At 66.9% G+C, this 17084-nt stretch carries 11 protein-coding genes; 9 read left to right on the forward strand and 2 right to left on the reverse strand.

The genetic code is table 11. The features are described from left to right. Window positions 1-516 precede the first annotated feature (516 nt). Window positions 517-3276, forward strand: a complete 2760-nt coding sequence (locus N5C28_RS19050; protein ID WP_279824746.1) for a hybrid sensor histidine kinase/response regulator — start codon at window positions 517-519, stop codon at window positions 3274-3276. Window positions 3277-3282: 6 nt separating this feature from the next. Here the strand turns inward: N5C28_RS19050 and N5C28_RS19055 are convergent, their stop codons facing one another. After that, window positions 3283-4368, reverse strand: coding sequence for an exo-alpha-sialidase (locus N5C28_RS19055; RefSeq protein ID WP_279824747.1), 1086 nt, complete (start codon window positions 4366-4368; stop codon window positions 3283-3285). Window positions 4369-4389: 21 nt separating this feature from the next. Beyond that, window positions 4390-4659 (reverse strand): MoaD/ThiS family protein, encoded by a 270-nt coding sequence (locus N5C28_RS19060; RefSeq protein ID WP_279824748.1) that lies wholly within the window; start codon window positions 4657-4659, stop codon window positions 4390-4392. A gap of 211 nt (window positions 4660-4870) precedes the next feature. Between N5C28_RS19060 and N5C28_RS19065 the strand changes: the two genes are divergently transcribed. The 8 genes from N5C28_RS19065 (at window position 4871) to urtD (ending at window position 17049) form a co-directional block, all read left to right on the forward strand. Beyond that, window positions 4871-5467 (forward strand): MarC family protein, encoded by a 597-nt coding sequence (locus tag N5C28_RS19065; protein WP_279824749.1) that lies wholly within the window; start codon window positions 4871-4873, stop codon window positions 5465-5467. A 317-nt stretch (window positions 5468-5784) separates the two neighbouring features. After that, on the forward strand, window positions 5785-7590 hold the full coding sequence (gene atzF, locus N5C28_RS19070; RefSeq protein ID WP_279824750.1) for an allophanate hydrolase: 1806 nt from the start codon (window positions 5785-5787) through the stop codon (window positions 7588-7590). Between the two features lie 97 nt (window positions 7591-7687). Further along, a complete protein-coding gene (gene uca, locus N5C28_RS19075) occupies window positions 7688-11317 on the forward strand; it encodes an urea carboxylase (RefSeq protein WP_279824751.1) in 3630 nt (1209 codons plus the stop codon). A 10-nt stretch (window positions 11318-11327) separates the two neighbouring features. Further along, window positions 11328-12062, forward strand: coding sequence for a GntR family transcriptional regulator (locus N5C28_RS19080; RefSeq protein WP_279824752.1), 735 nt, complete (start codon window positions 11328-11330; stop codon window positions 12060-12062). 78 nt (window positions 12063-12140) lie between these two features. Beyond that, window positions 12141-13406 carry an urea ABC transporter substrate-binding protein gene (gene urtA / locus N5C28_RS19085; protein ID WP_279824753.1) on the forward strand — a complete coding sequence of 422 codons (1266 nt, stop codon included), beginning with the start codon at window positions 12141-12143 and terminating at the stop codon, window positions 13404-13406. Between the two features lie 144 nt (window positions 13407-13550). Beyond that, entirely contained in the window at window positions 13551-15122 is a 1572-nt protein-coding gene (urtB, locus tag N5C28_RS19090) for an urea ABC transporter permease subunit UrtB (protein ID WP_279824754.1), read from the forward strand. Continuing rightward, window positions 15122-16213, forward strand: coding sequence for an urea ABC transporter permease subunit UrtC (gene urtC, locus N5C28_RS19095; protein WP_279824756.1), 1092 nt, complete (start codon window positions 15122-15124; stop codon window positions 16211-16213). The genes urtB and urtC overlap by 1 nt, the downstream gene beginning before the upstream one ends. Continuing rightward, on the forward strand, window positions 16210-17049 hold the full coding sequence (gene urtD, locus N5C28_RS19100; RefSeq protein ID WP_279824757.1) for an urea ABC transporter ATP-binding protein UrtD: 840 nt from the start codon (window positions 16210-16212) through the stop codon (window positions 17047-17049). The genes urtC and urtD overlap by 4 nt, the downstream gene beginning before the upstream one ends. Window positions 17050-17084 lie beyond the last annotated feature (35 nt).

Consider the following 17084-nt stretch of genomic DNA (forward strand, 5'->3'; position numbering starts at 1 on the left):
CTCATGGCTGCCTCCAGATGTCCTGTCGGCGAGAGCGCGAATCGCCCTACCCGGACGTCTTTCTTGTGATTGTTCTGACGAGAAGGCTAGACGGGTCGATCGCAGCGCATCAGAGGTCAGTCCGATGCAACCAACAGCAAACCGACGATGGCCCGGCAGCCGTGCTCTACCCGGTAAGACTCGAGAAATAAACGGGACCAAAGACACAGCGCTTCATGACACATGTCTCAGCATAGGGCGATTTCGCCACGTTGCACAGCAGCGCCAGCAAATACTGGCCTATGGCCCATCCACCGGTGAATCGCCAGCGTGTCGAACAGGCGTTTCGACCGCCGGACCTGTGATACCGGGTCGATTGCCTGCGAACATTCCTCAGGTTGATGGAAAATGCGCGGTAAAACGCACAAAAAGGAGGCCTTTTGGCCGTTGTTGTCATATTCCGCTCAGCGATGCCTTGGCTATAATCCGGGCATCACCGTTCAAAGGGATTTCACTGTGCACCGGCTCAGGATCGCCATGGGTTCGATTATCGGCATCATGCTGATGGCGCTTGCCGTATTACCGGTGCAGGCAGCGCAGACCTCTGGCTGGTCGCAACTGAGTGATCCCGCCTCCACCCTGCAACTGTCGGACGTGCGCTCTGCACGCTACCGCCCGCAATTCCAGGCCACCGCCCTCGATGGGCTCTACACCACCGGCGGCGAAAGCGCGCTCTGGCTTCACCACCGCTTGCCGGCGAATTCGCAGCCGCAGATGCTGCGGGTGTTCGCGCCCTACCTGGCCTATCTGGACCTGTACGTGCTGCAGGGCGACGAGCTGCTGGCCCACTCGCGCACCGGCAGCAAGCTGCCGCTGTCCGAGCGTCCCCTGAACAGCCGCGACTTCCTGCTGCCGCTACCCCTGGCGGATGCACCGCTGGACATCTACCTGCGCCTGTCGTCGGAACATGCCCTGCGCCCGGCCATCACCCTGCAGAGCGCCTACGAAATGGCTGCCGATGACAGCCAGCCGCTGCTGTTCGGCCTGCTGCTCGGCGGCCTCGGCATGCTGGTGCTCTACAACCTCGTGCGCTTCGCCTACAACCGTGCCGTCAGCGGCCTGTGGCTGGCCGCCACGCAGGCCGGTTTGTGGGTCACGGCCATCAGCCTGCTGGGCGTTAGCACGCCCTGGCTCGGCCAATGGCAGACCCTGCAGCCGCAGATCGCCAACCTGTCGATGCTGGCGACCATGCTGTTCGCCCTGGCCTTCACCGCGAGCTTTTTCCGCCAGGTCTGCCCGACCACCTCACTGGGCCGCCTGATCCTCGCCGAGATCGCCCTGATCGGCCTGGTGTCCCTGGTGCTGCTGGTGGCCACCGACCTGCTGCTCAATCAGTTGATCTACATCCTCAGCGCCATCGTCGGCATGAGTATCCTGCTGGTCGCGCTGTACCACTGGCGGCACGGCTACCTGCCGGCGCGCCTGTTCAGCCTGGCGTTCCTGCTGTTCACCGCGACCTTCCTGGCGTCGCTGCCGGTGCTGTTCGGCTACTGGGCGGTACCGACCAACTGGCTGATCTACGGTCTGTTCAGCAGCACCGTGGCCGCGGGTTTCCTGCTGAGCATGGCGCTGACCGAGCGACAGCGACGCATCCTGCAGGACGAATTCAGCACCAGCCGGGCCCTGGCCGCCAGTTCCGCCGAACTCAAGGCCAAGGCCGATTTCCTCGCCAAGATCAGCCACGAAATCCGTACCCCCATGAACGGGGTACTGGGCATGACCGAGCTGCTCCTCGGCACGCCGCTCTCCGCCAAGCAGCGCGACTACGTGCAGACCATCCACAGTTCGGGCAACGAGCTGCTCACCCTGATCAACGAAATCCTCGACATCTCCAAGCTGGAGTCCGGGCAGATCGAGCTGGACGACGTGCAGTTCGACCTCGCCGCGCTGATCGAGGACTGCCTGGACATCTTCCGCGCCAAGGCCGAGCAGCAGAAGGTCGAGCTGATCAGCTTCATGCAGCCCCAGGTTCCCCGGGTGGTCAGTGGCGACCCCACGCGCCTGCGCCAGACCCTGCTCAGCCTGCTGGACAACGCCTTCAAGCAGACCGACGAAGGCGAGATCCTGCTGGTGGTGGCCATCGACACCGGCGCCGCCAAGCCGCGCCTGCGCATCGCCGTGCAGGACAGCGGTCGCCCCCTGGAGGCCAGCGAGCGCGATGCGCTGCTCAACGCCGAGCTGCACAGCAAGGACTTCCTCGCCGCCACCAAGCTCGGCGGTCGTCTGGGCCTGATCATCGCCCGTCAGCTGGTGCGCCTGATGGAAGGCGAATTCGGCATCCAGAGCGGCGGCAACCAGGGCTCGACCCTGTGGGTCACCCTGCCGCTGGACAGCGAACGCCTGCAGCACCCCACCGCCGACCTCGACGGCCCGCTGCAGGACGCCCGCCTGCTGGTGGTGGACGACAACGACACCTGCCGCAAGGTCCTGGTGCAGCAGTGCAGCGCCTGGGGCCTGAACGTCAGCGCCGTGCCGTCCGGCAAGGAGGCCCTGGCCCTGCTACGGACCAAGGCGCACCTGGGCGAATACTTCGATGCAGTGCTGCTCGACCAGGACATGCCCGGCATGACCGGCATGCAGCTGGCGGCCAAGATCAAGGAAGACCCGAGCCTCAACCACGACATCCTGCTGGTCATGCTCACCGGGATCAGCAATGCGCCGAGCAAGATCATCGCGCGCAACGCCGGGGTCAAACGCATCCTCGCCAAGCCGGTGGCCGGCTACACCCTCAAGGCCACCCTGGCGGACGAGCTCGGCCAGCGCGGCAACACGCCGTCGCCGCTGTTCACCCCGACCGATGTCACCCCGCCGCTGGATGTGCCGGGCGACTTCCGCATCCTGGTGGCCGAGGACAACAGCATCTCGACCAAGGTCATCCGCGGCATGCTTGGCAAGCTCAACCTGCGCCCAGACACCGCCAGCAATGGCGAGGAAGCGCTCAACGCCATGAAAGCCCAGCACTACGACCTGGTGCTGATGGACTGCGAAATGCCGGTACTCGACGGCTTCTCGGCCACCGAGCAGCTGCGCGCCTGGGAGGCGACCGAGCAGCGTGACCGCACGCCGGTGGTGGCGCTGACCGCGCACATCCTCAGCGAGCACAAGGAGCGTGCCAAGCAGGTCGGCATGGACGGCCACATGGCCAAGCCGGTGGAGCTGTCGCAACTGCGCGAGCTGATCGAATACTGGATCGCCGAACGCGAATCCCGTCGCCGGCACAGCGTCATCCCCTCCTGAGCCCCGTCAGGGGTTGAAGAACACCAGGGCATGGATCGGCGGCAAGGTGCCGCTCAACCGATCCCAGGTCGTGCCCTGATCCCGCGACAGCCACAGGTTGCCGGTGGTCGACCCCAGCGCCAGGCACTCGCCGGCGGCATCGATCGCCAGGCCATGGCGGTACACCAGATCGAAGCAATTCTCCTGTGGCAGCCCCGCCTCCAGCACCGTGAAGCTGCGCCCCGCATCCCGGGTGCGGGTGACCACCAGGCGCTGGGCGACGGGTACCCGGCACTCGTCCTTGACCGCCGGCACGAACCAGGCGGTCTGCGGGTCGCGCGGATGCACCGCCACGGTAAAGCCGAAGGTCGACGGGCCGGCCTCGGTGATTTCCTGCCACTGGGCTGCGCCGTCGCGGCTGAGGAAGATGCCATTGTGGTGCTGCACCCACAGGGTGTCCGGCTCGGCGGGGCAGGCGACCATGCGGTGCGGGTCCTGCACCTCTGGTGTGCCTTCCAGCTCCGGCGGCATGTAGGCCGCGCGCATGCCCCGGGTCTGGCAGGACCAGGTCGCGCCTGCGTCGTCGCTGCACCACACGCCACCACAGGACACCGCCACACTGAGCCGGGCGCTGTCGCGCGGGTCCACGCAGATCGAATGAATGCCCGGGTGGTCGTAGCCGCCGCCGAACCATTGGGCCCGCTCCGGCCGCTGCCACAGTGCTTCGTTCAACTGCCAGGAGTCGCCGTGGTCATCGGAGCGGAACAGCGCCCCGGGCAGGGTGCCCGCCCAGAGCGTGCCGGGCTGGTCGGCACCGCCGGCCTCCAGGGACCAGATCATCTCCACCGACGGGCCATCCGTCACCGCCGGGTCGCGGGTGAACGCCGGGGCGGCGATCTCCTGCCAACTGGCACCGCCGTCGGTCGAGCGCCATAGCTTCGGTCCGAAGTGCCCCAGGTGCAGTGCCGCGTACAGGTAGCCGTCACGGCGGTCGGCCAGCACCATGCTCACTGGCTCGCCGAGAAAATCGGTGCGCCGCAGGCGCCAGCCTGAGGCCTGGGATTCGAAGGTCAGCAGGCCTTTGCGTGTGGCCACATACAGCAATGACGCCATGAACGCCCTCCTGATGCCCGATCAGCCGCCAGACAGCGCCTGCACCACATAGACCTCGGCATCGGCGGTCAGTGGGTCGCTCAGGTGCTGGCGATCGGCAATCGATTCGGCATCGATGAAAATCGTCACGTGGCGGCGCACGCGTCCCTGGTCGTCGAGCAGGTAGCTGCGCAGCCGTGGGTTCAGCGCGAACACCTGGTCCATGGCCGCGCCAACCGTGTCTGCCCGCACCGCGCAGTCCGGCACGTCGAGGTGTCGCTGCAGGTTGGGCGTGAAGCGCACCGTGGCCATGCCGGGCTCCGCTGAAGGGTACGGGTGGAAGGTATAGACGATCCGCGGCCACCACCGCGTGCCACATGCCGGACGGTCACGCCGCCGGGATTTTCACGCCCGGCGCTGGTGATCCGCCCGCCAATCCCCGATCATGCAGCCCGGCCTGCCGACTCCCGCGCGACGGGCTTCTACACTGTGCCCAACCCTTGCCCCGAGACGAGTACCTTTCATGACGTCCGAGCTGTTCAGTCTGTATTTGAAGTTGCTGGTGCTCTACAGCCCGTTCTTCGTCCTGTCCTGCTTCATCGGCCTGAGCCGCGGCTACACGGTGAAGGAGCGCAAGAAGCTGGCCTGGAAGGTGGCCACCGGCGTGCTGATCGCCAGCGTGCTGCTGTACCTGTTCGGCAAGCACATCTTCACCCTGTTCGGCATCACCATCGACGCCTTCCGCATCGGCGCCGGCAGCGTGCTGTTCATCTCGGCGCTGGGCATGGCCCAGGGCAAGTCGGCGGTGCAGAGCGACAACGTGCAGCAGGACGTGACCATCGTGCCGCTGACCATCCCCCTGACCGTGGGTCCCGGCACCATCGGTGCACTGCTGCTGATGGGCGCCAGTCAGCCGCACTGGGACGACAAGCTGCTGGCCATCGTCGCCATCGCCCTGGCCAGCCTCACCGTGGGCGTGGTGCTTTACCTGTCCAACCAGTTCGAGCGCCTGCTGGGCGACCAGGGCCTGCAGATCGTCAGCCGCCTGATGGGCCTGTTCGTCTGCGCCCTGGCCGCGCAGATCATCTTCACCGGGGTGAAGAACTACCTCGCCTTGTAACCCCCGTACGATGCCGCTCCCGTAGGGTGGACGACGCTTCACCCGTCCACCACCCGCAACCGCCATGGTGGACGAAAAAATCGTCGTCCACCCTACATGCGACCTGGCGCTGAAGCCGCTCCTGCATATCGTCGGCCGCACGAAGCTGCACCATAAGTTTGCAAGCCGGCCCCGGCACGGTGCACCGCGCACGGCGATCACCCCCTGAAAATGTCGCGAAAAATCCTCAACCCCTTGAAAACAGAGGGCCGTACAGAACTGGCACCCCCCTTGCTCTAGCGATTCCATCACTTGGATACAAGATGGGATTCCACAGCATGTCCAACACCCTCACCACCGCCTTCACCCTGACCGACTGGCAACAGGCCTACCGCGACCAGTTGCAGCCTGCAGACCTGCTGCACGCCCTGCGCGAGCAACTCGGCAGCGACGACAACGCCTGGATCAGTTTGGTCAGCCCCGCCCAGCTCGACGCCCAGCTCGGCGAACTGGCCAGCCTGCTGGAGCAGGCCGGTGCGCTCGACAAGCTGCCGCTGTACGGCGTGCCCTTCGCCATCAAGGACAACATCGACGCCGCCGGCTGGACCACCAGCGCTGCGTGCCCGGCCTTCGCCTACGAGGCTGAAGCCGACGCCACCGTGGTCGCCCGCCTGCGTGCCGCCGGTGCGATCCTGATCGGCAAGACCAACCTCGACCAGTTCGCCACCGGTCTGGTCGGCACCCGCTCCCCCCATGGCGCGGTGAGCAACACCTTCAACCCGGCCTACGTCAGCGGCGGCTCCAGCTCCGGCTCGGCCAGCGTGGTCGCCCGTGGCCTGGTGCCGTTCGCCCTGGGCACCGACACCGCCGGTTCCGGCCGCGTGCCGGCCGGGTTCAACAACATCGTCGGCCTCAAACCGAGCAAAGGCTGGCTGTCCAACACCGGCCTGGTGCCGGCCTGCCGCACCGTGGACTGCATCTCGGTGTTCGCCCTCAGCGTGGCCGACGCCCAGGCCGTGGCCGACATCGCCGGCGGCTACGATGCCAGCGACGCCTATTCGCGCAAGAATCCGAACAGCGCCCCGGTGGACATGCCCGCCGCGCCGACCTTCGCCGTGCCGGACACCCTGGAGTTCTTCGGTGACACGCAGAACCAGGCCGCGTTCGAGCAGGCCCTGGATGCCCTGCGCGCCCAGGGCGTGACCCTGGTGCCGATCGACTTCAGCCCCTTCAAGGAACTGGCCGAGCAGCTGTACTACGGCTCCTGGGTCGCCGAACGCACCGTGGCCACCGAAGCCACCCGCACCAGCCAGCCCGAGGCGATGGACCCGGTGGTCCGCGGCATCGTCGAAGGCGGCCTGAAGTACAGCGCCTGCGACGCCTACAAGGCCGAATACCTGCGGGCCGAGCTGAGCCGCCGCATCAACGATGCCCTGGCCCCGTTCGATGCCCTGGTGGTGCCGACCTCGCCGACCATCCGTACCCTCGAGGAGATGAAGCAGGAGCCGGTGCTGTTCAACAGTCAGTTCGGCACCTACACCAACTTCACCAACCTCGCCGACCTGTCCGCCCTGGCCGTGCCCGCCGGGATGCGCCAGGACGGCTTGCCTGCCGGCATCACCCTGCTCGCCCCGGCCTGGCACGACCATGCCCTGGCGGCGTTCGGCAAGCGCTGGCAAGCCGCCCTCGGCCTGCCGATGGGCGCCACCGGCCGTGCCCTGCCGGCCCAGCCGAAAGCCATCGGACCGCGCCCGGGCAGCGTACGCGTGGCCGTGGTCGGTGCGCACCTGACCGGCATGCCGCTGAACTTCCAGCTGACCACCCGCGACGCGGTGCTGGTGGAACAGACCCTGACCGCCCCCGACTACCGCCTCTACGCCCTGGCCGGCACCGTGCCGCCGAAACCCGGTCTGGCCAAGGCCGCCGACGGCACCTCGATCATCGTCGAGCTGTGGGACATCCCCCTGGCGCGCTTCGGCGAGTTCGTCGCCGAGATCCCCGCACCGCTGGGCATCGGCAACCTGACCCTGGTCGATGGCCGCAGCGTGAAAGGCTTCATTTGCGAGCCCTGGGCCCTGAGCGATGCGCGGGACATCACCAGCTTCGGCGGGTGGCGCGCGTTCATCGCCAGCACCAAGGCCTGACGCCTTTCCTTTCCCTGCCAGCCCATGAACAAGCCGGTGGAAACCGCCTCGCGGTTTTCCACGGGGTGACCATCCACCCTACGATGAGGGATCGACCGTGTTCCATACCGTACTGATTGCAAATCGGGGGGAGATCGCCGTTCGCGCGATCCGCACCCTCAAGCGCCTCGGCGTGAAGAGCGTCGCCGTCTACTCCGACGCGGACCGTAACGCCGCCCATGTGCGCGATGCCGACGTGGCCATCGCCCTGGGCGGCGACAAGGCCGCCGACAGCTACCTGCGCATCGACAAGATCCTCGCCGCCGCCAAGGAAACCGGCGCCCAGGCGATCTATCCCGGCTACGGCTTCCTCTCGGAAAGCGCCGAGTTCGCCGACGCCTGCGAAGCCGCCGGCATCGCCTTCGTCGGCCCCACTGGCGAGCAGATCCGCGAGTTCGGTCTCAAGCACCGTGCCCGGGAACTGGCCGGCGCCGCCAACGTGCCGATGGCACCGGGCAGCGGCCTGCTGGACAGCCTCGACGACGCCCTGACCACCGCCGAGCGCATCGGCTACCCGGTGATGCTCAAGACCACCGCCGGTGGCGGCGGCATCGGCCTGACCCGCTGCGACGACGCCGCCGCGCTGAGCGCCGCGTACGAAAGCGTGAAGCGCATGGGCGAGCAGTTCTTCAGCGACGCTGGGGTATTCCTGGAGTGCTTCGTCGACCAGGCGCGCCACGTCGAGGTGCAGATCTTCGGTGACGGCCAGGGCAAGGTCGCCGCCCTCGGCGAGCGTGATTGCTCGCTGCAGCGCCGCAACCAGAAAGTGGTCGAGGAAACCCCGGCGCCGAACCTGCCACAAGCCACCCGCGAGCGCCTGCACGCCGCCGCCGTGCAGCTCGGCGAATCGGTGAGCTACCGCAGCGCCGGCACCGTCGAATTCATCTACGACGCCGCCCGCGACGATTTCTACTTCCTCGAAGTGAACACCCGCCTGCAGGTCGAGCACCCGGTCACCGAGATGGTCACCGGCCTCGACCTGATCGAATGCATGCTGCGCGTGGCCGCCGGCGATGCGCTGGACTGGACCGCCCTGAACCGCAAGCCCGAAGGCGCCGCCATCGAAGTGCGGATCTACGCCGAAGACCCGCTGAAGAACTTCCAGCCCAGCCCCGGTGTACTCACCGACGTGTACTTCCCCGATGACGTGCGCGTCGACGGCTGGGTCAGCACCGGCAGCGAAGTATCGGCCTTCTACGACCCGATGATCGCCAAGCTGATCGTGCACGCCGCCACCCGCGACGAAGCCATCGCCAAGCTGCAGAAAGCCCTGGGCGAAACCCGCCTGCACGGCATCGCCAGCAACCTCGACTACCTGCGCCAGGTCGTGGCCGAACCGCGCTTCCACAGCGCCCAGGTCTGGACCCGCCTGCTCGACACCTTCGCCCTCCGCGCCCAGGTGGTCGAAGTGCTGGAGCCCGGCACCTACAGCAGCGTGCAGGATTACCCCGGCCGCCTCGGCTACTGGGACATCGGCGTGCCGCCGTCCGGTCCGATGGACGACCAGGCCTTCCGCCTGGCCAACCGCATCGTCGGCAACCACGCCAGCGCCGCCGGCCTGGAGTTCACCCTGCAAGGCCCGACGCTGCGTTTCCACAGCGACTGCCTGATTGCCCTCACCGGCGCCGACTGCCCGGCCGAACTGGACGGCGAAGCCATGCCGTACTGGGCGCCGATCAGCGTCAAAGCCGGCCAGGTGCTCAAGCTCGGTCGTGCCCAGAGCGGCTGCCGCACTTACCTGGCGGTACGCGGCGGTTTCGATGTGCCGGTGTACCTGGGCAGCCGTTCCACCTTCGCCCTCGGCCAGTTCGGTGGCCACGCCGGCCGCACCCTGCGCCCGGCCGACATGCTGGCGATTTCCCAGCCCGACCTGCCGGCCTGCACCACCCCGGCGCCGGTCAGCGCGCCCCAGGCGCTGGACGCCAGCCTGATCCCGGAATACGGCACCACCTGGAATATCGGTGTGCTGTACGGCCCGCACGGCGCGCCGGACTTCTTCACCGCCGAGGCCATCGAAGAATTCTTCGCCGCCGAATGGCAGGTGCACTACAACTCCAATCGCCTCGGCGTACGCCTGTCCGGCCCGAAACCGAGCTGGGCCCGGGCCAACGGCGGCGAAGCCGGCCTGCACCCGTCCAACGTGCACGACTGCGAATACGCCATCGGCGCGATCAACTTCACCGGCGACTTCCCGGTGATCCTGACCAAGGACGGCCCGAGCCTGGGCGGCTTCGTCTGCCCGGTGACCATCGCCAAGGCCGAGCTGTGGAAGGTTGGCCAGGTCAAGCCGGGGGACACCCTGCGCTTCCACCCCATCAGTTTCGAACAGGCCCAGGCCCTGGAGCAGGCGCAGCTGGACAGCGTCGAGTCGCTGTCCACCGTTGCCGCCGCGCAGCTGCCAGCACCGAGCCTGCTGCCTGGCGACACCGTGTCGGCCACCGTGCTGGCCGAGCTGCCCGCCGATGGCCAGCGCCCGCGCGTGGCCTATCGCCAGGCCGGTGATGCCTACATCCTCATGGAATATGGCGACAACGTGCTCGACCTGGCCCTGCGCCTGCGCGTGCACCTGCTAATGGAAGCCCTCAAGGCCCAGCCGCTGAAGGGCCTGGAGGAACTCGCCCCCGGCGTGCGTTCGCTGCAACTGCGCTACGACAGCCGCGTGCTGCACCAGCGCGACCTGCTCAAGCACCTGCTGACGCTGGAAGCCAGCCTGCCGGCCGTGGACCAGGTCAAGGTGCCGACGCGCATCGTGCACCTGCCGATGGCCTTCGAAGACAGCGCCACCCTGGCCGCCGTGCAGCGCTACAGCGAGACCGTGCGCAGCCAGGCGCCGTGGCTGCCGAACAACGTCGACTTCATCCAGCGCGCCAACGGCCTGGCCACCCGCGAAGAAGTGCGCGACATCCTGTTCGACGCCAGCTACCTGATCCTCGGCCTGGGCGACGTCTACCTCGACGCCCCCTGCGCCGTGCCGCTGGACCCGCGCCACCGCCTGCTGAGCTCCAAGTACAACCCGGCGCGGACCTTCACCGCCGAAGGCACCGTGGGCATCGGCGGCATGTACATGTGCATCTACGGCATGGACTCGCCCGGCGGCTACCAGTTGGTCGGGCGCACCCTGCCGATCTGGAACAAGTACTCGAAGAACCCGCAGTTCGAGAACGGCCAGCCGTGGCTGCTGCACTTCTTCGACCAGGTGAAGTTCTACCCGGTCAGCGAAGCGGAACTGGACGAGATGCGCGAAGCCTTCCGCGAAGGCCGCGGGGAAATCCACATTGAGCACAGCACCTTCGATTTCGCCGAGTACCAGGCCTTCCTGGCTGACAACGCCGACAGCATCGAAGCCTTCCAGCAGCGCCAGCAGACCGCCTTCGACGCCGAAGTGCTGCTGTGGCGCGACGACGATGCCGAGAGCCATGCGCCGCTGGCGGCCGGTGGCGCCGAGGACGAGATCCTCGACGGCCACGTGGTCAGCGCCGACATGTGCGGCAGCGTGTGGAAGGTGCTGGTCGAGCCTGGCCAGCACGTCGACGCCGGCACCCCGCTGCTGGTGGTCGAGGCGATGAAGATGGAACTGTCGGTGGCCGCACCGGTGAGCGGCACGGTGAAGTCCGTGCGCTGCCAGCCGGGCAAGGCCGTCACCCCGGGCGATGCGCTGGTGGTGCTCGACCTGGCCGAGTCGGCCTGAGGAGCGCGCCATGCAACTGCTCGGAACCGTCGCCAAACGCAGCAAGGAACGCCCGGACAACCTGTCCGAGCGCGTCTACCAGCAGTTGAAGGACGACATCTTCGAGTTCCGCCTGTTGCCTGGCGACCGCTTTTCCGAGGGCGAGATCGCCACGCGCACCGCGACCAGCCGCACCCCGGTGCGCCAGGCGCTGTATCGCCTGGAGCGCGAGGGCTACCTGGAGGTGTATTTCCGCAGTGGCTGGCAGGTCAAGCCGTTCGATTTCCTGCACTTCGAGGAGCTGTACGACGTGCGCATCATGTTCGAGCTGGAGGCCGTTCGTCGCCTGTGCGAACGCGCCCCCGGCGAGCACGTGGACGCCCTCGAACAGCTCAAGCGCACCTGGCTGGTGCAGCCCCAGGATCGCCTGCAGGACGGCCGTGAAGTCTCGCGCCTGGACGAGCGCTTCCACTGCCTGCTGGTCGAGGCGGCGGGCAATGCCGAGATGGCCCGCCTGCATGCCGATGTCAGCGAGAAAATCCGCATCATCCGCCGCCTGGATTTCACCCAGGGGCCCCGTGTGGCGGCGACCTACGCCGAGCACGGACAGATTCTCGGCGCGGTTCTGTCGCGCCGTTGCGAAGAGGCACAGCTATTGCTCAAGACCCACATAGAGGTCAGCAAGGCGGAAGTGCGCAAGATCACCCTGCACATGCTGCACAGCGCGCGGCAACGCACGCTGCCCGCACCAGAGGTGATCACTTAGGGCCTGCCCTATTTCCACTGCCAGACCGACAACTACAAGCCAGCAGTTCAAACACTTTTCGTGAATGGAGACCGCATCATGCAACGTCGCAATCTGATCAAGGCCCTCACCCTGTCCGCGTCCATCGCCGCCATGGGCATGACCTGGACCGTCCAGGCCGCCGAAACCATCAAGGTCGGCATCCTGCACTCGCTGTCCGGCACCATGGCCATCTCCGAGACCTCGCTCAAGGACATGGCGCTGATGACCATCGACGAGATCAACGCCAAGGGCGGTGTACTCGGCAAGCAACTGGAGCCCGTGGTGGTCGACCCGGCGTCCAACTGGCCGCTGTTCGCCGAGCGCGGTCGCCAGCTGCTGACCCAGGACAAGGTCGACGTGACCTTCGGCTGCTGGACCTCGGTATCGCGCAAATCCGTGCTGCCGGTCTACGAAGAACTCAACGGCCTGCTGTTCTACCCGGTGCAGTACGAAGGCGAGGAAATGTCGCCGAACGTGTTCTACACCGGCGCGGCGCCAAACCAGCAGGCCATCCCGGCCGTCGAGTACCTGATGAGCGAAGACGGCGGCGCCGCCAAGCGCTTCTTCCTGCTGGGCACCGACTACGTCTACCCGCGCACCACCAACAAGATCCTGCGCGCGTTCCTGGTTTCCAAGGGCGTGGCCGAGAAGGACATCGAAGAGGTCTACACCCCGTTCGGCCACAGCGATTACCAGACCATCGTCGCCAACATCAAGAAGTTCTCCGCCGGCGGCAAGACCGCGGTGATCTCCACCGTCAACGGCGACTCCAACGTGCCGTTCTACAAGGAACTGGCCAACCAGGGCCTGGAAGCCACCGACGTGCCGGTGGTGGCCTTCTCGGTGGGTGAGGAAGAACTGCGCGGCATCGACACCAAGCCGCTGGTCGGCCACCTGGCCGCCTGGAACTACTTCCAGTCGGTGGAAAACCCGGTCAACACCGAGTTCGTCAACAAGTGGAAAGCCTACGCCAAGGCCAAGAGCCTGCCGGGCGCCGACAAGGCCGTGACCAACGACCCGATGGAAGCCACCTACGTGGGCATCCACATGTGGGCCCAGGCGGTCGAGAAAGCCGGCACCACCGACGTCGACAAGGTGCGTGAAGCCCTGGCTGGCCAGACCTTCGCCGCGCCGAGCGGCTACACCCTGACCATGGACAAGACCAACCACCACCTGCACAAGCCGGTGATGATCGGTGAAATCCAGGAAGACGGTCAGTTCTCCGTGGTCTGGGAAACCGACAGCCCGATCCGCGCCCAGCCCTGGAGCCCCTTCATCGAAGGCAACGACAAGAAGCCGGACTACGCGGTGAAGTCAAACTGATCCACAGCGATTCGCCCCGGCTCGCCGGGGCAGCCATCACCCCTCTCCCCCGGGAGAGGGGCCGGGGGTGAGCGCCGCACCGCGACGCTTGCCCTGCCCCTGCGCCTCACCGGCGCCGGGGATTCCCGGTCGAAGGAATAACCCATGCTGACTGCCTTGTACCGTTTCATCCTGTTTCTCGGCCTGTGCCTGCCCGTGCTTGCGCACGCCAGTGACGCCGCGGACTTCGTCGCCGCCAACCCGGCCAAGCAGGCACGCCTGCTGGAGAGCTGGGCCGCTGCGCCGAACGCCGAGCGTCTGGCGCTGCTCGATGCCCTGCAGCAAGCGCGCATTGCCGCCGACAGCGAGAAAACCCCTTTCATCGAAACCGACGCGGGCTACCAGGCCCTCGACGGTAGCGCCACGCCCGCCCAGGCCCCGCGCAAGCTGCGCCTGAACAACCGCCTGCGCGGCCTGGTGGCCACGGCGCTGGCCAGCCACCGCTTGCTCGCCGACGACGCCCAGGTGCGCCTGGCTGCCGCGCAGCAACTGCAGAAGAACGCCAAGCCAGCCCAGCTGGACCTGCTCAATGCCCGTCTCGCCAGCGAAGAGGACGACAACGTGCGCGACGCCCTGAGCCTGGCCCTGGCCAACCTGCAACTGGTCGACCCGGACCCGGCCGTGCGCCTGGCTGCCGTGCGCCTGCTGGGCGAAACCGGCGACCCGCTGGCCCGCACCCGCCTCGAAGCCCTGCTGGCACCGGACGTGGAAAGCGATGCCTCGGTGCGCACCGCCGCCGAAACCAGCCTGGCCCAGGTCAAGCGCAAGCTGTTGATCGGCGAGCTGCTGGGCCAGGCCTTCAGCGGCATGAGCCTCGGCTCGATCCTGCTGCTTGCCGCCCTCGGCCTGGCCATCACCTTCGGCCTGCTCGGCGTGATCAACATGGCCCACGGCGAAATGCTGATGCTCGGCGCCTATTCCACCTACATGGTGCAGATCGCCTTCCAGCGCCTTGCGCCGGAGTACCTGGCGCTCTACCCGCTGGCGGCACTGCCGGTGGCGTTCTTCGTCACCGCCGCCATCGGCATGGCCCTGGAGCGCACGGTGATCCGTCACCTCTACGGCCGCCCGCTGGAAACCCTGCTCGCCACCTGGGGCATCAGCCTGATCCTGATCCAGCTGGTGCGCGTGGTGTTCGGCGCGCAGAACGTCGAAGTGGCCAACCCCTACTGGCTGTCCGGCGGCATCCAGGTGCTGCCCAACCTGGTGCTGCCTTACAACCGCATCGTGATCATCGGCTTCGCGCTGTTCGTGGTCGCCCTGACCTGGCTGCTGCTGAACCGCACGCGCCTGGGCCTCAACGTGCGCGCCGTCACCCAGAACCGCAACATGGCCGCCTGCTGCGGCGTGCCCACCGGCCGCGTGGACATGATGGCCTTCGGCCTCGGCTCGGGCATCGCCGGCCTCGGCGGCGTGGCCCTCAGCCAGATCGGCAACGTCGGCCCGGACCTCGGCCAGAGCTACATCATCGATTCGTTCCTGGTGGTGGTGCTCGGCGGCGTCGGCCAACTGGCCGGTAGCGTGATGGCCGCCTTCGGCCTGGGCATCGCCAACAAGATCCTCGAGCCGCAGATCGGCGCCGTGCTGGGCAAGATCCTCATCCTCGCGCTGATCATTCTGTTCATCCAGAAGCGTCCGCAAGGCCTCTTCGCATTGAAAGGACGGGTGATCGACTGATGACTCAAGCACTCAATCAAACCCTGCTGGCCCGCGCCACCGCCAAGCTCGGCCCGCAGGTGTCCATGGCCATCGGCCTGCTGGTGCTCGCCGTGCTGGTGGCCCTGCCGCTGCTGCACCTGCTGCCGGCGGACAACGCCCTGCATGTGTCGGCCTACACCCTGACCCTGGTCGGCAAGATTCTCTGCTACTGCATCGTCGCCCTGGCGCTCGATCTGGTCTGGGGCTACGCCGGCCTGCTGTCGCTGGGCCACGGCTTGTTCTTTGCCCTGGGCGGCTATGCCATGGGCATGTACCTGATGCGCGAAGCGGCCGGCGACGGCCTGCCAGCGTTCATGAGCTTCCTGGCCTGGACCGAGCTGCCCTGGTACTGGTACGGCACCTCGAGCTTCCTCTGGGCGATGTGCCTGGTGGTGCTCGCGCCGGGATTGCTGGCCTTGGTGTTCGGCTTCTTCGCCTTCCGTTCGCGGATCAAGGGCGTGTACTTCTCGATCATGACCCAGGCCCTGACCTTCGCCGGCATGCTGCTGTTCTTCCGCAACGAGACCGGCTTCGGCGGCAACAACGGCTTCACCAACTTCCGCAGCATCCTCGGCTTCGACATCACCGCGTCGCACACCCGTGCAGTGCTGTTCCTGGCCACCGTGGCGCTGCTGGTGGGCAGCCTGTTCATCGGCTGGCGCCTGGCGCGCAGCAAGTTCGGCCGGGTGCTGACCGCCCTGCGCGACGCCGAGAACCGCCTGATGTTCTGCGGCTACGACCCACGCGGCTACAAGCTGTTCATCTGGGTATTGAGTGCGGTGCTGTGCGGCCTGGCCGGCGCGCTGTACGTGCCCCAGGTGGGCATCATCAACCCCAGCGAGATGTCGCCGACCAACTCCATCGAAGCGGCGGTGTGGGTCGCCCTCGGCGGTCGCGGCACGCTGATCGGCCCGCTGCTTGGGGCCGGCCTGGTGAACGGCATGAAAAGCTGGTTCACCGTGGCCTTCCCGGAATACTGGCTGTTCGCCCTGGGCTTCCTGTTCATCGTGGTGACGCTGTACCTGCCCAAGGGTGTCATCGGCCTCATCAAGCGAGGGGAGAAATCATGAGAAGCGCACCCATCCCCGAAGCCCTGATCGACCCGGCCGGCAGCGGCCGCGATGCCATCGGCCTCGGCCAGGTGGCCGGCAAGGGCCTGAACACCCGGCACGGCACCATCCTGACCCTGGAAGACATCAACGTCAGCTTTGACGGTTTCAAGGCGCTGACCAACCTGACGCTGTACATCGGCGTCGGCGAGCTGCGCTGCATCATCGGCCCAAACGGTGCCGGCAAGACCACCATGATGGACGTGATCACCGGCAAGACCCGCCCGGACAACGGCGTGGCCTACTTCGGCGACACCCTGGACCTGACGCAGATGAGCGAGGTGCAGATCGCCCAGTCCGGCATCGGCCGCAAGTTCCAGAAGCCCACGGTGTTCGAGGCGCTGAGCGTGTTCGAGAACCTGGAGCTGGCGCAGAAGACCGACAAGTCGGTGTGGGCCAGCCTGCGCGCGCGCCTGAACGGCGAGCAGAAAGACCGCATCGACGAGGTGCTCGAGACCATCCGTCTGGACGGCTCGCGGCATCGCCAGGCCGGGCTGCTGTCCCACGGCCAGAAGCAGTTCCTGGAGATCGGCATGCTGCTGGTGCAGGACCCGCAATTGCTGCTGCTCGACGAGCCGGTGGCGGGCATGACCGACGCCGAAACCGAGTTCACCGCCGAGCTGTTCAAATCCCTGGCGCGCAAGCACTCGCTGATGGTGGTCGAGCACGACATGGGCTTCGTTGGCTCCATCGCCGACCACGTGACGGTGTTGCACCAGGGCAGCGTGCTCGCCGAGGGCTCGCTGGAAGAGGTGCAGGCCAACGATCGGGTGATCGAGGTCTACCTCGGCCGGTAACGCATACCTGTGAGAGGGGCTTCGGTCAGTAGGGT

Origin of the sequence: Pseudomonas sp. GD03944, assembly GCF_029839275.1 — a bacterium.
GTDB lineage: Bacteria > Pseudomonadota > Gammaproteobacteria > Pseudomonadales > Pseudomonadaceae > Aquipseudomonas.